18 protein-coding genes are annotated in these 17,075 nt (G+C 57.9%); 7 read left to right on the plus strand and 11 right to left on the minus strand.

The features are described from left to right. Positions 1–67 precede the first annotated feature (67 nt). Complete coding sequence (locus MRBLMR1_RS13580) at positions 68–1,060, plus strand: adenosine kinase (RefSeq protein ID WP_148146197.1); 993 nt, start codon at positions 68–70, stop codon at positions 1,058–1,060. Here MRBLMR1_RS13580 and MRBLMR1_RS13585 read toward each other — a convergent pair. Next, positions 1,053–1,592 (minus strand): SH3 domain-containing protein, encoded by a 540-nt coding sequence (locus MRBLMR1_RS13585; RefSeq protein WP_148146196.1) that lies wholly within the window; start codon positions 1,590–1,592, stop codon positions 1,053–1,055. The genes MRBLMR1_RS13580 and MRBLMR1_RS13585 overlap by 8 nt on opposite strands. A 155-nt stretch (positions 1,593–1,747) precedes the next feature. Here MRBLMR1_RS13585 and MRBLMR1_RS13590 point away from each other — a divergent pair, with 155 nt between their 5' ends. Then, a complete protein-coding gene (locus MRBLMR1_RS13590) occupies positions 1,748–2,752 on the plus strand; it encodes a 2-hydroxyacid dehydrogenase (RefSeq protein WP_148146195.1) in 1,005 nt (334 codons plus the stop codon). Between the two features lie 2 nt (positions 2,753–2,754). Here the strand turns inward: MRBLMR1_RS13590 and MRBLMR1_RS13595 are convergent, their stop codons facing one another. The 3 genes from MRBLMR1_RS13595 to recF are packed head-to-tail and all read right to left on the minus strand — an operon-like array spanning position 2,755 to position 5,211. Further along, positions 2,755–3,237 (minus strand): GNAT family N-acetyltransferase, encoded by a 483-nt coding sequence (locus tag MRBLMR1_RS13595; RefSeq protein WP_148146300.1) that lies wholly within the window; start codon positions 3,235–3,237, stop codon positions 2,755–2,757. Next, complete coding sequence (locus MRBLMR1_RS13600) at positions 3,237–4,043, minus strand: molybdopterin-synthase adenylyltransferase MoeB (protein ID WP_148146194.1); 807 nt, start codon at positions 4,041–4,043, stop codon at positions 3,237–3,239. The genes MRBLMR1_RS13595 and MRBLMR1_RS13600 overlap by 1 nt, the downstream gene beginning before the upstream one ends. A gap of 34 nt (positions 4,044–4,077) precedes the next feature. Further along, entirely contained in the window at positions 4,078–5,211 is a 1,134-nt protein-coding gene (gene recF, locus MRBLMR1_RS13605; RefSeq protein WP_148146193.1) for a DNA replication/repair protein RecF, read from the minus strand. A 261-nt stretch (positions 5,212–5,472) separates the two neighbouring features. On the opposite strand from recF, the gene MRBLMR1_RS13610 reads away from it, so the two are divergent. Further along, the gene (locus tag MRBLMR1_RS13610; protein ID WP_148146192.1) at positions 5,473–6,972 is read left to right on the plus strand and encodes a globin-coupled sensor protein; all 1,500 of its coding nucleotides are present in this window, start codon (positions 5,473–5,475) and stop codon (positions 6,970–6,972) included. A 75-nt stretch (positions 6,973–7,047) separates the two neighbouring features. Further along, the gene (locus tag MRBLMR1_RS13615) at positions 7,048–7,254 is read left to right on the plus strand and encodes a SlyX family protein (RefSeq protein WP_183684911.1); all 207 of its coding nucleotides are present in this window, start codon (positions 7,048–7,050) and stop codon (positions 7,252–7,254) included. Between the two features lie 101 nt (positions 7,255–7,355). Here the strand turns inward: MRBLMR1_RS13615 and MRBLMR1_RS13620 are convergent, their stop codons facing one another. After that, the gene (locus tag MRBLMR1_RS13620; RefSeq protein WP_148146190.1) at positions 7,356–8,537 is read right to left on the minus strand and encodes a low temperature requirement protein A; all 1,182 of its coding nucleotides are present in this window, start codon (positions 8,535–8,537) and stop codon (positions 7,356–7,358) included. Positions 8,538–8,994: 457 nt separating this feature from the next. Next, positions 8,995–9,204 (minus strand): cold-shock protein, encoded by a 210-nt coding sequence (locus MRBLMR1_RS13625; protein ID WP_112459391.1) that lies wholly within the window; start codon positions 9,202–9,204, stop codon positions 8,995–8,997. Between the two features lie 558 nt (positions 9,205–9,762). Here MRBLMR1_RS13625 and MRBLMR1_RS13630 point away from each other — a divergent pair. After that, on the plus strand, positions 9,763–10,254 hold the full coding sequence (locus tag MRBLMR1_RS13630; RefSeq protein ID WP_148146299.1) for a YbaK/EbsC family protein: 492 nt from the start codon (positions 9,763–9,765) through the stop codon (positions 10,252–10,254). A gap of 6 nt (positions 10,255–10,260) precedes the next feature. Here MRBLMR1_RS13630 and MRBLMR1_RS13635 read toward each other — a convergent pair whose 3' ends face one another. From MRBLMR1_RS13635 to MRBLMR1_RS13655, 5 genes are all read right to left on the minus strand, one after another. Continuing rightward, positions 10,261–10,629, minus strand: coding sequence for a hypothetical protein (locus MRBLMR1_RS13635; RefSeq protein ID WP_148146189.1), 369 nt, complete (start codon positions 10,627–10,629; stop codon positions 10,261–10,263). 104 nt (positions 10,630–10,733) lie between these two features. Next, positions 10,734–10,946: a hypothetical protein gene (locus MRBLMR1_RS13640; protein WP_148146188.1), complete on the minus strand. Its 213-nt coding sequence runs from the start codon at positions 10,944–10,946 to the stop codon at positions 10,734–10,736. A gap of 283 nt (positions 10,947–11,229) precedes the next feature. Beyond that, complete coding sequence (locus MRBLMR1_RS13645) at positions 11,230–11,427, minus strand: hypothetical protein (protein WP_148146187.1); 198 nt, start codon at positions 11,425–11,427, stop codon at positions 11,230–11,232. A gap of 108 nt (positions 11,428–11,535) precedes the next feature. Next, positions 11,536–11,745: a hypothetical protein gene (locus MRBLMR1_RS13650; RefSeq protein WP_148146186.1), complete on the minus strand. Its 210-nt coding sequence runs from the start codon at positions 11,743–11,745 to the stop codon at positions 11,536–11,538. A gap of 116 nt (positions 11,746–11,861) precedes the next feature. Next, a complete protein-coding gene (locus MRBLMR1_RS13655; protein ID WP_148146185.1) occupies positions 11,862–12,044 on the minus strand; it encodes a hypothetical protein in 183 nt (60 codons plus the stop codon). A 291-nt stretch (positions 12,045–12,335) separates the two neighbouring features. Between MRBLMR1_RS13655 and MRBLMR1_RS13660 the strand changes: the two genes are divergently transcribed. Together MRBLMR1_RS13660 and dnaK are read left to right on the plus strand one after the other, a co-directional pair. Beyond that, on the plus strand, positions 12,336–14,906 hold the full coding sequence (locus MRBLMR1_RS13660; RefSeq protein WP_148146184.1) for a transglycosylase domain-containing protein: 2,571 nt from the start codon (positions 12,336–12,338) through the stop codon (positions 14,904–14,906). A 218-nt stretch (positions 14,907–15,124) separates the two neighbouring features. Beyond that, positions 15,125–17,023: a molecular chaperone DnaK gene (dnaK, locus tag MRBLMR1_RS13665; protein ID WP_148146183.1), complete on the plus strand. Its 1,899-nt coding sequence runs from the start codon at positions 15,125–15,127 to the stop codon at positions 17,021–17,023. Positions 17,024–17,075: the final 52 nt, after the last annotated feature.

Here is a 17,075-nt window from a genome sequence, read left to right on the forward strand (position 1 = left end):
CTTCTTCCCTTGGGCGGAAAAGGCCACTACCCATGGCGCAGCTTGAACGCAAAAGGATGAAGAGTGAATGCCAAAGTTCGACGTGCTGACCATCGGCAACGCCATCGTCGATATCCTCGCCCGTTGCGAGGATTCGTTTCTTGAAGACAATGCGATTATCAAGGGCGCCATGAACCTGATCGATGCCGAGCGCGCCGAATTTCTTTATTCAAAGATGGGACCTGCGGTAGAGGCATCCGGTGGTTCGGCCGGCAATACGGCTGCCGGCATTGCAGGTTTTGGGGGCAAGGCCGCCTATTTCGGCAAGGTTGCCGAGGATCAGCTGGGCCAGATCTTCCAGCACGACATCCGCGCGCAGGGCGTTCATTACCAGACAAAGCCGGATGGTCTTCATCCCCCCACGGCTCGTTCGATGATCTTCGTCACGCCCGATGGCGAGCGTTCGATGAACACCTATCTCGGCGCCTGCGTCGAACTTGGCCCCGAACATGTCGAGGAAGACGTCGTCGCCGAAGCCAAGGTTACCTATTTCGAGGGTTATCTCTGGGATCCGCCGCGTGCCAAGGATGCTATTCGCGAGGCAGCTCGCATTGCCCACGCGCATGGCCGTGAAGTGTCCATGACGCTCTCCGACCCCTTCTGTGTTGGGCGCTACCGCTCGGAATTCCTCGATTTGATGACGTCCGGCACAGTCGATATCGTCTTTGCCAACAAGCACGAACTGCTGTCGCTCTACGAGACGGAAGACTTCGAACTGGCTCTCGGCAAGATCGCCGCAGACTGCAAGCTGGCCGCGGTCACGCTCAGCGAAGAGGGTGCCGTCATCGTTCGCGGTAGTGAGCGGGTAAACATCGATGCCTATGCAATCGACGAACTGGTCGATACGACTGGCGCCGGTGATCTCTTCGCCTCCGGCTTCCTTTATGGCTACACGCAGGGTCGTTCGCTGGAGGACTGCGGCAAGCTCGGTTGCCTCGCTGCAGCCGAAGTTATCCAGCAGATCGGCCCACGTCCGCTGGTATCGCTGAAAGAAGCGGCAGCCGAGGCAGGCCTTATTTAAAGGCTTCGCCCGGGTAAACGCCCCAGACTTCGCCCTGGGCTACCCAGCCCTCGGCACCACCGGTTTCCGCCTGGCACCAGTCACCGTTGCATTCCTTGATGGTGAGCTGAACGCCCGGCTGAAGCTTGGCGGTGATTGCGGCCGAGCTTTGCGGGTCGCGGCGCATGTTGACATAGATGTCCTGGCCCTTACCGCGCATCCATGGAGCCGCGACGGCCGTACGCTCGCCCGAAAGCAGCGCCTGGTTCACCCAGCCCTCGGTACCCTCGGCGTCACGCACGCGCCGCCAGTTGTCGTATTCCTGGATGATTTCCATGGGCGTACCTGCCTTCATGTACATCCATGAAACCGCATAGTCGGTGCTCGGCCCGATACGGATATTGACTTTCTTTGATTTCAGGCTGGCAAAACGCGGTAGCGGCAGGCCGCTCGCACCTTTCGCAGCACCCTGTGCATAGACTGGGACGATGGCGGAAAGCGTTGCGATCAGGGGAAAGCAGATGGCTACGATGATGATAATGAGGCGGCGCATTGTGTGGATCCTGACTGACGATCCGCGGATGTGCTTCATGGCCCGTTTGCGAGGTTTTGTTTGTCTTCGCCGGTGGGTCTGCTAGAACGCCCAAGGATAGGATCGACTATCGCGCGACTTGGTTAATGACCTGCTAAAATTGCGGTGGCGGAGCGATGACTGCGAAGAAAAGACCCAGGGTTTATATCACGCGCAAGCTGCCGGACGCCGTCGAGACGCGCATGCGCGAACTCTTCGACGCCGAGCTCAACATCGATGACCGGCCGCGTTCACGCGAAGAACTTGCGGCTGCGATGGCGAGTGTCGACGTACTTGTACCGACAATCGCGGACAAGATCGATGCCGAGCTTCTGGCCTCAGCAGGCCCGCAACTGAAGCTTATTGCCGGTTTTTCCAACGGTACGGATCACATCGATGTCGATGCGGCGGCTGAGAAGGGCATTACCGTCACCAATACGCCGAACGTCCTGACAGAGGACACGGCTGACATGACGATGGCGCTCATCCTCGCCGTCAACCGTCGCCTTGCTGAAGGCTCGCGCATTCTGACCGACAATCCCGGCGATTGGGCCGGCTGGAGCCCGACCTGGATGCTCGGACGCCGGATCTGGGGCAAACGGATCGGTATTATCGGGATGGGTCGGATCGGCACTGCGGTCGCAAGACGCGCCAAGGCTTTCGGTCTTTCCATCCACTATCACAACCGCAAGCCGGTCAATCAGGCGACCGAGAGCGAACTGGAGGCGACCTATTGGGACAGCCTCGATCAGATGCTGGCCCGCGTCGATATCGTTTCGGTGAATTGCCCATCGACGCCCGGAACCTTTCATCTTGTGTCAGCCCGGCGTCTGGCGCTGATGCAGCCGACGGCGATCATCGTCAACACGGCGCGTGGCGACATCATCGACGAGATGGCGATGATCAAGCTTCTGCGTGAAGGCAAGATCGCCGGTGCCGGTCTCGACGTCTATCAGAACGAGCCGGCGATCAACCCGAAACTCGTCAAGCTTGCGAATGAAGGCAAGGTCGTTCTGTTGCCCCATATGGGTTCGGCCACGATCGAGGGCCGGATCGACATGGGCGATAAGGTCATCATCAATATCCGAGCCTTTTTCGACGGCCACCGTCCGCCGAACCGTGTTCTGCCCGGCCGGAATTGAATTTAGGCCGGGGTCGGCTCGAGCTGCTTGCGCATTTCGATGAAGGTGATCCGGTCAAAGCCCAGATGGGATTTTTCGGCCGTTTTCTGAAATCCCCAGCGGCCGAAGGTCGTGTGGTTGCCGACAAGCTCGATGCGCGTTTCCAGCCTGAGCGCCGGCAGATTCAGCTCATGCGCAGTATCTTGCGCAACCTTTAGCAGCCGGCGACCGACACCCTTGCCTTGCTGGCCCGGCGCGACCGCGAGTTTCCCGACATAAAGGCAATCGGTTTCGGGTTTCAGGAACACGCAACCGACCAGACGGTCTTCCTCCAGTGCGGCGAAAGCAATCTCGCTCGTGGCCTTTTGCGCGAGTGAGGCAAGTGTCAGCCGGTGTGCCGAGGAAGGCGGATCGATGATCTCGTCCATATAGGAAAAGGACGAGAGGATAAGCGCGAGCAATTCGTCCCAGCGGCCAAAGCCGCTGTCGATTCTGGTAATGGCGATCATTCTGCCGACGACCTCTTTCTGCGTTTGTATCTGATCGTGTCGAACCGCGCCGAAAGCGCATCGTAGAGCATCAGTCGGCCGATCAGCGGTTCGCCGATGCCGGTGATCAGCTTGATGACCTCCATCGCCATCAGCGTACCGATGACGCCGGTCAGGGCACCAACGACGCCGGTCTCGGCGCAGGCTGGGATCAGGCCCTCCGGCGGCTTTTCGGGAAACAGGTCGCGATAGGTCGGGTTGAGCAAGCCGTCTGTGCTGCTTTCATAGGGCATAAGCGCCGTGACGGAACCGTCGAAGCGTCCGACGGCGCCGGTGACCAGCGGGATCTTCGCCATCTCTGCCGCATCTGCCGCAGCATAGCGCGTGTCGAAATTGTCGGAGCCATCGACAAGAAGATCGAAGCGCGGCAGATGCAGCCTCGCCCATTCAAGCGAAAACCGTTCCTCGAAATCGACGACCCGGACATGCGGATTGAGGCGGGCTATCTTGTCGCGCGCGCTCTTGGTCTTCATTTCACCGATCGTGCCGGAATCATGGATCACCTGGCGTTGCAGATTGGAAAGCGACACCCGGTCGTCGTCGGCGATGCCGATCGTGCCGATACCGGCTGCGGCGAGATATTCCAGCACGGGGGCGCCAAGTCCGCCGGCGCCGATCACCAGAACACGGGCGGCTTTCAGCTTCTGTTGGCCGGTTCCGCCGATTTCCGGCAGCAGGATATGGCGTTTGTACCGCTCGATCTCGTCCGGGGTGAGTGCCGTCTCCGGCAGTTGCGAAGCCTGGTTTTCCATGATCGATTTCATATCACCACCACCTCTTCCGGTTAAGCATCTATCGTCAGGCTTTTCCCGGCGTCACGCTTCCGTGGCTCACCGTAAAGAACTGTGCGCGGTCTCCGAGCGCTGCAAACATCGAGTGGTCGGTGCCGGTCATGAAGGCCTGGCCGCCGAGCCCGTCTACCAGATCGAACAATGTCGCACGCCGCCCCTCATCGAGATGCGCGGCGATTTCGTCGAGCAACAGGATCGGTGCGAAACCGGTCATATCCGCAGTTAATCGGGCATGGGCTAGAATGAGTCCGATCAGCAATGCCTTCTGCTCTCCGGTCGAGCATCGCGAAGCCTCGATATTCTTCTCCTGATGGCGCACGAGAAGATCGACGCGGTGCGGGCCTTCGAGTGTACGGCCCGCGGCCGCGTCACGCCCGCGTCCGTTGCGCAGGGCGATAAGATAATCCTCTTCCAGATCGGCCGCCGGGCGATCCATGCCGCCATCCATGAAACCTTCGAGTGCCAGTGCCGGTGTCGGAAACGGTGTCTCGGCGGAATGGACCGAGAGAGACTGGAGCAGACCCAACATTTCATGCCGTGCGGCAGCCATGGCTATCCCGAGTTCGGCCATCTGCGTTTCGATTGCCGTCAGCCATGCGGGATCGAAGCGGCCCTCTGAGAGAAGCCTGTTACGGCTGCGCATGGCACGCTCGAAGTCGCTTGCCCTTCGAGCGTGAGTGGGATCGAGTGAAAGCACAAGCCGGTCGAGAAAGCGCCGCCGGTCCGATGACGAGCCGGTAAACAGCCCATCCATCGACGGCGTCAGCCACAACACGTTCAGATGGTCGGAAAGCTCCTCGGTGGATTTAGCCGGCGTGCTGTTGATCCTCAGCTTGCGGCTGACACTCTCGCCGTCACCCGGCTCTGTGCCTGTGCCAATTGCAACCTCGCCCTGCATTCCGTCGAGATCGACAAAGATGGCAAAACCTCCGTCAGCACCCACCCGCGTCACGTCAGTAAGCACGGCGCGCCTGAAACCTCGCCCCGGTGAAAGGAAGGATATTGCCTCCATCAGGTTGGTCTTGCCGGCACCGTTTTCTCCCGTCAGCACCACATGCCTGCTGTCGAGCACAAGCGAAGCCGCCGCGTAATTGCGGAAGTCGGTAAGCTTGAGCCGTGAGATCGAAGTCTTTTGCGCCATGGAGAATCGCGGTTTGCCTGTTGCACAGGAGCTAAGGATTTGCACGGCAGAACGCAAGCGATTGGGTTGATCGAGCCAGTGAACCGCCCCGCGTGACTGAAGTCTCAATTCGTCGTCCGTTAGTATATCGGCAACAAGTTATGATTAATAAAAGCTTAGGGTGATTGGATAATAGTGAATTAAACTTTCGCGGGTAGACTTCATTGTAGAGTGATGCCGCGTGCAATCCGCAAAACCGCTCAACATGGGACCGGGGGCAAAATGAGAAATCAAGACCAGAAGGCCGTTCTTGCAGAGCGCCTGAATTTCGTCGGGCTCGGAGAGATTGAGCGCCGCCATCTCGCGAATGTCCAACCGGTAGTCACAAGCGCCGTTGGTCCGGCTCTTGACGCTTTCTATCAGAAAGCCAAGGCGCATCCGCATACCGCGAAATTCTTTTCCAGCGACGCTCACATCGCGCATGCGAAAGAACGCCAGGCGAGCCATTGGGACGTCATCTCGTCCGGTCGGTATAATGGCGATTATGTCGATGCGGTTTCCGCTATCGGCAAGACGCATGCCCGGCTTGGCCTTGAGCCGCGCTGGTATATCGGTGGTTATGCACTCATTCTCGACGGCATCATCCGTGCCGTTATTGCCAAGGAGATGAAGGGGTTCTTCCTCGACAAGAAGGCCGGTGTCCTGGCAGATCACCTTTCGGCAGTGGTCAAGGCGGCGATGGTCGACATGGACTATGCGATCTCGGTCTATCTGGAAGCGCTGGAAGACGGTCGGCGCAAGGTGGAGGCCGAACGCGTTGCGGCCAAGCAGGAGCAAGATGGCGCTCTCGAGGCGTTGGGGCAGGCGCTGAAGGGTCTTGCCGGTGGTGATCTCACGGCAGAGCTTGATCAGGAACTCGCGCCGAATTTCCATACCCTCAAGGCGAATTACAATTCCTCAGTTGCTGCACTGGATGCGGCTATGGGAGAAATCAATCAGTCTGTCGGTCAGGTTCGTGCAGAAGTTGGCGATATCTCAACTGCGGCGGACAACATGGCAAAGCGCACCGAACAGCAGGCTGCGTCGCTCGAGGAGACCGCAGCAGCGCTTGAGCAGATTACAGCACTGTCCGGTCAGGCGGCCAAGCGAACGCAGGAGGTGCAGTCCATCATCCGCGAATCGGCCGTAGAGACGCAGAGAAACGGAGAGGTTGTCCATCAGGCGATCTCCGCCATGGACGATATCGCTGAATCATCCCAGAAAATGACGCAGATCATCGGTGCAATTGACGAGATCGCATTCCAGACGAACCTGCTGGCGCTGAATGCTGGTGTTGAAGCGGCGCGTGCAGGTGAGCAGGGCAAGGGCTTTGCTGTCGTTGCCCAGGAAGTACGTGAACTGGCACAAAGATCGGCAGCGGCCGCAAAGGAAATCAAGGAACTGATCGATCGCTCCGCCGGCGACGTGCAGCGCGGCGTCGGTCTCGTCAACCGGGCCGGTGAAGCGCTGACCGGCATCGGCACGCGGGTGAAGGCGATCGACGAACATATAACCCTGATCGCCCATTCGGCACAGGAGCAGGCATCCGGCATCGATCAGATCAATGCGTCCGTCCGCAGCATGGACCAGATCACCCAGCAGAATGCTGCGCTGATGGAAGAAACGAATGCCGCAGCCCAGAGCCTTGTCGGCATCAGCGGCAGTCTTGCGGCGCTGGTGACGCGTTTCAGAACGAGCGGTTCGGCAAGTGTTTATCAGGAGCGTCCCAGGCTCCGTGCCTGATCGAAGGCTGGACCGCGCCAAAGGCATCCTCTACATCCCCGACTAGACAGGTTGGAAGATGAGAGGATTGCCGCCGTGAGCAACGAGACGAGACTGGTGCAGCTGGAAGAACTCGCTGCCCATCAGGCCAAGGTGATCGATGAACTGTCCGACCAACTTGCCGAGCAATGGAAAGTGGTTGAGCAGACCCGTGCCAAACTCGATCGGTTGACCGAACGGTTTCTAACACTGGAGGAATCGACCCGCGAGGCGGCGCCAGTGACGAGGCCTCCGCATTACTGATCAGAGCAACTCCGGCAAACGCGGGACCGGTCCTGCGTCCCCCAACTGCTTGCAAACTAATAGACGGATTGGTTTCGTATTTCGACGAAAGGCGGAAAACTTTAAGCAGACGCACGGCGAAATCGCCTAAGCGCTATATATTCCCAGAGGGCTACAGCAAGAAGAATGGCGGCCGCCATAAGCTGCAGCAGGAAATTTTCTGCGTAGGGAACAAAAATGAAACCCGCGAGAATGGCTGTGATCCCGGTGCAATGTGACCACGGCACGCTGCGGGACGATACCGTCTTCATCCATAGAGTGCCGGCAAGAAACAGCAGCGGGCCGCCGAGAATTGCCAACGCGTTGGCCTGATCACTCTGGTTGTGAGGATGCGTGAGCGTGAAATCCTCTCCCACCGCGGTCAGGATAATGCCTGCTACGATCGGTAGGTGCCCATAGGTGAAAAGATGGTCGGCTGTGTTTTGCGGCTCGGTCGCATCTTCCGCCGTGTCGGCGGCGCGTTCCTGTCCGTCGTGGAAATAAATCCACCACATCAAAACGGTTGTCAGGAATGCCAGGACGAGAACCAAAAAGATGATGCTGCCCTCATCGGCGTGGTCAGAGGCGGTCTTGCCGGTGGTGATGATCGTTTCGCCGAGCGCGATAATGACAAAAAGGGCGCATCGTTCGGCGAGGTGTTCGCCGTTTACATCAAGTGTTTCGGCAGGCGAGGCGCCGATCCCCGGCGTCCAGTAGCGAACGAGGGGTGCCGAATATTCGATTGCCAGTGCTGCGATCCAGAACGCGGCACGGCTTTCCGGACTGACGAGACCGCCAGCGACCCAGAAAGCGCTGGAGACGAGCAGCCACATCGTGATGCGCGCGAATGTCATGAACGAGCTGGCGTCGGTCCCTTTGAAGGCATAGAGCGCGAACAACGAACGGCTGAGCTGCATCGCCGCATAGGCCAGTGCGAAGACCAGCCCCGCCTCACCAAAGGCTTTGGGAAGGGCAATCGCCAGTACGATACCGAGAAACATCAGCCAAAACAGAAGCAATCTCACCGGCACGACTTCGGCATCGAGCAGGTTGGTCACCCATGTCGTGTGGATCCACACCCACCAGAGTGCGAAAATGAAGATCAGGGCATCAAATGCAATCCCAAAGGAGAAATCCGATGCCAGCGTCTGTGACAGCTGGATCAGCGCGAAGACAAAAACAAGGTCGAAAAACAGTTCGGGAAAGCTGGCCTTGGTCGATTCGGCGTCGTCCTTGCGCAACCAGTGATGTTTGCCTTCAGCCATTCTCGTTTTTATCCTTCATTGCATGGCAAGCCGAAGGAGGGATTTAGGGCGGCGAATCATAAGTGGAGAGGATGGTCGGGAATATTTGCTGGGCTACAGGGGGTAGAAAAACAAAAAGGCCGGGGCAAGCCCGACCTTTCCAATCCCGTTCATTGTGCCAGTACATCCGTGGTCACGTCAAACGGGTCAAGCATTCCGTCTCGGCTGCGTTTCTGATCGTTATGACCGCGCAGCTCTGTGGCACTCATCATCTCTGAAACAGGTTAATCGATCGTTAAGTGAATCCATTGCCCGTTTCGAAATGGCACGGTTGCCCGTATTCGCCTCAGTATTTGTCTGAAATGCCGTTAGATTTTAAATGGGATGGCGCTCAGGTCGTTTCAAGACGTCGCCGGGACCGATAAGTGACGGTGATCTGGAAGCTCGCGGCGACCGGGTCGCCGCGAGCAAAGCTTGATTAGGCAGCCTGCAGCTGGTCAGCAGCAACCTTGCCGGAACGGCGGTCCGTTACCAGCTCGAAAGAGAGCTTCTGGCCGTCCTGAAGCTGGCCGAGGCCTGCACGCTCAACAGCGGAAATGTGAACGAAAACGTCCGCACCGCCATCATCAGGAGAAATGAAGCCGTAACCCTTGGTCGCATTGAACCACTTAACTGTACCCGTCGCCATATCGATGCCTTTCTTTGCAATGACCGACAGCCCCTCCCGGAAAACCGGAAAGAACAGATTGAACTTCGAACTTTGCAGAGTAGAACGTCGCAAGCGTGGCAGTAGCCCGGTGCTGGCCATCAGACAAATTTCGATCATACGCACTTAGGGCTTGCCCCAATGTTCGTCAAGATTGATGCGATGCTGCGGGTGCGTATCAAACTGGAACTGCAATCTTTAAGGGTAATTGCGAAGTTATACGTAATATCAATAGCTTAATGGTGAGAAATCAGCATTGAAGGCGCTGGAGCGTACTCTCGATCGCTGTGAAAAAGGCATAAATACAGAAAACCCGGCGCGGGAGGAGGTGCGCCGGGTTTCTGAAACTGACCAACAACCGGGAGGAGGAGGTGTTGCTGGTCCCATCGAGGACACTGGGAGGAGGAGTGCGTCCGTCGATGATTTGACTATACAGGAGGCGAGCCTAAAAAACAGCCATGATTACGCACCGCAGTATTGCGCGTCGCGCATGGCTGCATACGGCTTGCCTAATAACAATTCATGCGCAATGTTTGCGACATGAGTCTCCTGTCGGTCCAAGCCTTTCTCGCCGAGCGCGCGCCAAACATCAAAGTAATCGTTACCGAAGCCAGTTCCGCGACGGTTCCTCTGGCTGCTGCCGCACATAGGGTAGAGCCGGATCAGATTGCCAAAAGCATATGTTTGCGCGCTGGCGAGGAAATCATGATCGTAGTAATGGCTGGCACTGCTCGCTTGGACAACAAGAAGTTCCGTTCCCGCTTCGGTACCAAGCCACGCATGCTCGGTGGGGAAGAGGTTGTTGAAATTACCGGCCACCCGGTCGGCGGCGTGTGCCCCTTCGGATTGGCTTCGCCGCTATCGGTGTATTGCGACATCTCTCTCAAGCGCTTCGACGAAGTCGTGCCAGCTGCCGGTGCTACCAATTCGGCAGTTCGGATCGATCCCGTCCAAATGGTCGAGTTGACGGGCGCCGTCTGGATCGACGTCGCCCAAGATGTAGTTGCGGCTAGTGAAATATCATCGCTGTGAAGGCAATCAGAAGCGGTCGCCCAGATAGCGCTGGTACCATGCCTGCTTGCTTTCCGCAGAGGCCGAAGCGACGGCATAACCGATTGCAAATCCTACCGCACCGATAAGGGTGAATAGGGTTGTCGTCGCTGCTGGGTGTTCTTTGATCGTACCTGCTACCGAATTGGCTTCCGAAGAGACATAACTTGCCGCACTGCTGGCACGATCTGCAACGCGCTCGTAAACCTCGCCAGTCTTTTCCGACATAAGTGCACGCAACCTGGATATCTCGGAACGCAGGCCCTGAATCTCTTCGGCGATTGCGCTGTCGCTCGGCTGATGATCGAATGAAGCGATAGCGTTTTCGCGGGTAAAGCTTTTGACTGACTCTGCCATTCCGGCCTCCATCATCTTGATCCTGGAGACCGTTCAACTTTCGACGCGACGATTAGGTTCCGTGGTCCGTCAAAATACCGCGCAAGAATTGGGACAGACTGCAATCAGCGCGTTTGTATCAACGCGCCGGCCAGAGCTTCCAACTGCTCTTTTTCAGCGGAACCTTTCTGAAGCGAGTTCACCAGAATCAGTGCGAGTGCTTCACCATCAGCGCTCGCCTTGTCGATGCCATGCTCAGCGCATGTTTCATCAAAGACTTGCTGTACAAGGGTGAGCTGTTCCGGATTAACCGGATTTCGGATCAACTGAGTCGGCATCAAACCCTCGCGTCGCGGTTGGGACCCAATGGCAGACAAGTCAGTTCCCGACTTTGCCTGGGCAGGTCAAAAAGCACGAGCACAGCCCTGCGAATTGCAAGCCTGTGTCAGCGAAATGTCCTTACCCGGGCGGCAATCTGATATCCGGTTGATAAAATGGCAACAACAAGTTAGCGCGGGTACGATTTGGGGGTTAAAAAACGCTGCCTGTTCTCTATCGCGATATGTAATCGGGTTCGGGCGGCGCATTACAGTGCTTCCGCCCGAAAGGCCTGAAGCCAATTTAGGCCATGCCAGCCGGATCGCCTGTCGGCAACAGAGCCGGATCGAGAACAGGGTCCTGCGGATTCTTGTTGTCGCCCTTGTCCTGCGCAGGTGTCAGGGGTGGCTTTTCCTGGATCCTGTCCGGCACTCCCCCGGTAGGTGTTGGCCCCCGTGGCGTATCTGCCGTCGGATTGGGGATCGGATCTCTGTGCGGCATTACAACCTCCTTTTCTGGATTTCATAGAACCCAACGGAGATCGGCTGACTAGGTTCCAGCTCTATTGCGGCTTGCTGCGCCGGACAAATGCCCGGCGCAGGGCATCGGTTATTGAGTGGCTTTCTGGCTATCAGCGGCAGGGTCGCTTGGTTGCCCCGCCTGCTTCATCTCCTGCTGCACTGGAGTGGAAGCAATGCTTGCGGTGGTGATTTCCTTGTCCACCGCATTGGAAGCCGTCACTTTATGACCGGCACAATCCGCAAGTGCTGCGGATGACGTGAGGCCCATGACGGCAGCGACGACGAGAAATGTCTTCATGTCCATTCTCCTTTCGCTTGTTGCACTGAGGAGGATAACAAGTAATCTCCAGCTGCCCAAATCACGAATACGCGTAAGCCTTGTGTAATCGGACACACAACGTCGATAGGACACAGTCACATCAGCTTCTGCAAGACCTCTCGGCCGACAAAGATATCCGTCTTGCCCGCTTCGTGTTCAGGATGGCTGAACTCGAAGACAAGTTTCTCGGACATTTCCAGGGCCTGCTTGAGATTGACGAGTGCTACTGGCACTCGCTGGTCGCCGTTCCGAACGACGGCCTCGAAGATTTTGTTCATGGCTCCCTCCCCGAGCGCTGAACGCGGCAGTCCGGAATTCTTCCCTTTATCTGCCTGACGCATAACTTCAGTAGCCCCTGATATTACCAAATCCGGAATTCTCTGGAAAGCCGTGGTTTTCAAGGTAGAAAGCCACGTCTCGAAACAGTTGGCTGAACATCTAGCTATCTTCTTCAGGTTCTGTTTGCCTTTTACCCCTCCTTAAATCGCCGCATTTAGAGTCCAGCGGAAACCTGATGGCAAAAGGCCTGCTGTTTTTCGCAGGCATAAGACGGGAGACCGCCGGCTCGCATGGTAGCCAGAGGCAAATCAGACAAGCGCGTCGAACCTTCCTTCGAAGCATCGCACGACGAAGATCAGGACGAATTTCGCCTTGAGGCTGACGATCGCATTGTCGGTCATCGCAAGGCGTCTAAACGTGCGCCCAAGTCTGATGCGAAGGTCGACACCGCCCGTCGCCAAAAACGGGGAGCCGCAAAATCTGGATCTCGCTGCGGCAGCGGTTCTGCCGGTGGCGGATTATTCGCTCCGTTGCGCAGGCTGATCTACTGGTGTGTCGTTCTCAGTATCTGGGGTGCAATCGGCATAGGTGGCCTTGTGCTTTATTACGGCGCGCAAATGCCTGCGGCCAGCAGCTGGTCGATTCCCGATCGTCCGCCGAACATGAAGATCACTGCGATCGACGGTTCCGTCATTGCCAATCGCGGCGCAACCGGCGGCGAGGCCTTGGCGCTGGAAGAGATGTCGCCCTACCTGCCTCAGGCGGTGATTTCGATCGAGGATCGGCGTTTCTATTCACATTTCGGCATTGACCCGTTGGGTCTTGCGCGTGCCTTCGTCAATAACCTGACCGGTCAACCGATCCAGGGTGGCTCGACGATTACCCAGCAGCTGGCAAAGAACCTGTTTCTCTCCCCGGATCGCACTTTCGAGCGAAAAATCCAGGAAGTGCTTCTGTCTTTCTGGCTGGAGCACAAGTTCACCAAGGACCAGATCCTCGCCATGTACCTTAACCGGGTTTTCTTCGGTTCTGGTGCCTATGGCGTCGAGGCGGCATCGAGGCGTTATTTCAACAAGTCTGCCCGCGATGTGAACCTCGGTGAGGCGGCGACGCTCGCCGGCCTTCTGAAGGCGCCTTCACGGCTCTCTCCTGCCCGCGATCCGAAAGCGGCCGAAGAGCGTGCTCAGGTCGTCCTCGGTACGATGCGCGAAGAAGGCTACATAACCGACAGCGATTTCAACAAGGCGATGGCGCAGCCGCCTTCCAATGCAAAGAGCTACTGGTCCGGTCCGCAGCATTATGCCGCCGATATGGTCGTGGACGAGGTTAAAAGCCTGATCGGCGAGCCGAAGGTTGATGTCACCGTTGAAACGACGATCGACCTCAAGCTTGAAGAAGCGGCCGACAAATCGCTGAACGACATCCTGAAAAAGGAAGGAAGCAAGCTGAACGCCTCCCAGGCTGCGCTGGTTTCGGTTGACGCGACGGGAGCGATCCGCGCCGTTGTCGGCGGGCGTGATTATGTCCAGAGCCAGTTCAATCGTGCCTTCAAGGCCAAGCGTCAGCCGGGATCGGCATTCAAGCCGTTTGTTTATGCCTCCGCACTCGAAGCCGGTTACGGTCCCGACACGATCGTCAACGACGCGCCGGTGAAGATCGGTAACTGGACGCCGGAAAACTATGAGAAGGAATATAAAGGTCCGGTTCCGCTCTCTTATGCCCTGACACATTCGCTGAACACGGTTGCGGCACAGCTGGTCATGGCCGTGGGACCGGAAAAAGTGGTCTCGATGGCGCATCGACTCGGCGTTGATTCCGATATCCAGCCAAATGCCTCGATTGCACTTGGTACTTCGGAAGTCTCGCTGGTGGAGCTGACGTCATCTTACGCAGCTTTCATGAACGGCGGCTACAAGGCGACGCCGCACATCGTCAAACGCATCACCGATCCGGATGGCAAGGTTCTGTACGAGGCCGATTACAGCAATCCGCCGCGTGTCTTGAGCGAGCCCATCGCCGCCACGATGAACGGCATGATGTCCGGTGTCATTCGCGAGGGTACCGGCAGGGCGGCACGGCTTGACGGCTGGCAGGCGGCCGGAAAATCCGGTACGACGCAGAATTCCCGAGATGCGCTTTTTGTCGGCTTTACCAGCATTCTGACGACCGGTGTGTGGTTTGGCAATGACGACGGCAGCTACATGAAGAGGGTTACCGGCGGCACGTTGCCTGCCAAGGCCTGGAAGGAATATATGACTGTGGCGATGAAGGGATACACGCCGACGCCCTTGTTTGGTTTCGGCAACGGCGCTCAGCTGCCGCCCGCAACCGATCAGCCGCAGTCGCCTTCGACCTCGATCGGCGACATCATTTCCGGTATCCTGCCCGGAGCCTCTCAGGAGCAGCCGGAATATTCGGGCTCTGACAGTTTTCCGCCGGCCCCACCGGCACCTGCCGGCTCGGATATCGTTCGCTCACGCCCGCTGCCGCCGATGCAGCCGCAGGCAGAGACTGCCTTGCCACCGGCCCGAAACTTCGATCGGTCGGCTTCACCGCAGCCTCCGGGCGCTATTCCCTGTGCTTATGGCGATAACGCCATTTGCAACAACGGCAATGGTGGCACGGTTTACGACAATCGGCAGCAGCGCCAATATCGCGGCAATACCGACGCCGAACAGGCCGGCGGCTACCGCGATTATCGCCAGTATAAAGGCCCGTATGATTCGCAGGCTCCCTTACCGCCCGGAAGCGTTGGCGGCGGCCCTGTGCCTCCCGGAGATGTCGGCGCTGACGGCGGCCATGTCTACCAGCCGCAGCAAGCTCGCAGGACCACATTGCTTGACGTAATCATGGGCCAGTAATGTCTCCGGCGGTATGCTTGCATGCGTCAGCAGATGAATCGCGCTTTTTGCCGGAAGGCTGGCGATTTCCTGCCTTGCAGTCGGAAAAACCCGTCCTTATATACGCCGCATGACGGCAGCACTGGCTGCCAAGGAATTCAAAAGACCATCCCAGTCGAGGAACTGTCAGTGGAATGCCTTTCGGGGTCCCGACGGTTCGCTTAAAGGAGAGAGAAGATATGGCTAAAGTAATTGGCATCGACCTCGGTACCACCAACTCCTGCGTTGCCATCATGGATGGCAAGGATGCGAAGGTCATCGAGAACGCCGAAGGCGCGCGCACCACGCCCTCCATGGTCGCATTCACCGAAGACGGCGAACGTCTCGTCGGCCAGCCGGCCAAGCGCCAGGCGGTGACCAACCCGACCAACACCCTGTTTGCAGTCAAGCGCCTGATCGGCCGCCGCTTCGAAGACCCGACGGTCGAGAAGGACAAGGGCCTTGTTCCGTTCGATATCGTCAAGGGCGATAACGGCGACGCATGGGTCAAGGCACACGACAAGAACTATTCCCCTGCTCAGGTTTCCGCGATGATCCTTCAGAAGATGAAGGAAACCGCTGAATCCTACCTCGGTGAAAAGGTCGAAAAGGCCGTCATCACCGTTCCGGCATACTTCAACGACGCGCAGCGCCAGGCAACCAAGGATGCCGGCCGCATCGCGGGTCTTGAAGTCCTCCGCATCATCAACGAGCCGACTGCTGCGGCCCTTGCCTACGGCATGGACAAGAAGGACGGCAAGACGATCGCCGTTTACGACTTGGGCGGCGGTACCTTCGATATCTCGGTTCTGGAAATCGGCGACGGCGTCTTCGAAGTGAAGTCGACCAACGGCGACACCTTCCTCGGCGGTGAAGACTTCGACATGCGTCTGGTCGAATATCTTGCAGCCGAGTTCAAGAAGGATCAGGGCATTGACCTGAAGAACGACAAGCTTGCGCTGCAGCGCCTCAAGGAAGCTGCCGAAAAGGCCAAGATCGAACTGTCGTCCTCGCAGCAGACCGAAATCAACCTGCCGTTCATCACGGCGGACGCGTCCGGTCCGAAGCACCTGACGCTGAAGCTGACCCGCGCCAAGTTCGAAAGCCTGGTCGATGATCTGGTTCAGCGCACTGTCGCACCGTGCAAGGCAGCGCTGAAGGATGCCGGCGTTACTGCAGCCGAGATCGACGAAGTCGTTCTCGTCGGCGGCATGAGCCGCATGCCGAAGGTGCAGGAAATCGTCAAGCAGCTGTTCGGCAAGGAGCCGCACAAGGGCGTCAACCCGGATGAAGTCGTAGCCCTCGGTGCTGCCATCCAGGGCGGCGTTCTCCAGGGCGACGTCAAGGACGTTCTGCTTCTCGACGTGACTCCGCTGTCGCTCGGCATCGAAACGCTCGGTGGCGTCTTCACCCGTCTGATCGACCGTAACACCACGATCCCGACCAAGAAGAGCCAAACCTTCTCGACCGCTGACGACAACCAGCAGGCCGTGACGATCCGCGTTTCCCAGGGTGAGCGCGAAATGGCGGCAGACAACAAGCTGCTCGGCCAGTTCGACCTCGTCGGCCTGCCGCCGGCACCGCGCGGCATGCCGCAGATCGAAGTCACCTTCGACATCGACGCCAACGGCATCGTCCAGGTTTCGGCCAAGGACAAGGGTACCGGCAAGGAACAGCAGATCCGGATCCAGGCTTCCGGTGGTCTTTCTGACGCCGACATCGAGAAGATGGTCAAGGACGCTGAAGCCAATGCCGAAGCCGACAAGAAGCGTCGTGCAGGCGTTGAAGCCAGGAACCAGGCCGAGAGCCTGATTCACTCCAGCGAGAAGTCGCTCCAGGAGTATGGCGACAAGGTCACCGAAGCCGACCGCAAGGCGATCGAAGATGCGATTGCTGCGCTGAAGACCTCGGTCGAAGCTTCCGAGCCGGATGCCGATGACATCCAGGCAAAGACTCAGACCCTCATGGAAGCTTCCATGAAGCTCGGCCAGGCCATCTACGAGGCCCAGCAGGCTGAAGGTGGAGCTGAAGGCGGCAAGGACGACGGTGTCGTTGATGCCGACTACGAGGAAATCAAGGACGACAAGAAGTCGGCCTAAGGCTCCGTTGACGGAAGCCTCAATATAGTCGACTAAAAGTTCCGGCTGCCTT

Source organism: Neorhizobium sp. LMR1-1-1.1 (genome assembly GCF_040675795.1).
Classification (GTDB): Bacteria; Pseudomonadota; Alphaproteobacteria; order Rhizobiales; family Rhizobiaceae; genus Neorhizobium; species Neorhizobium cellulosilyticum.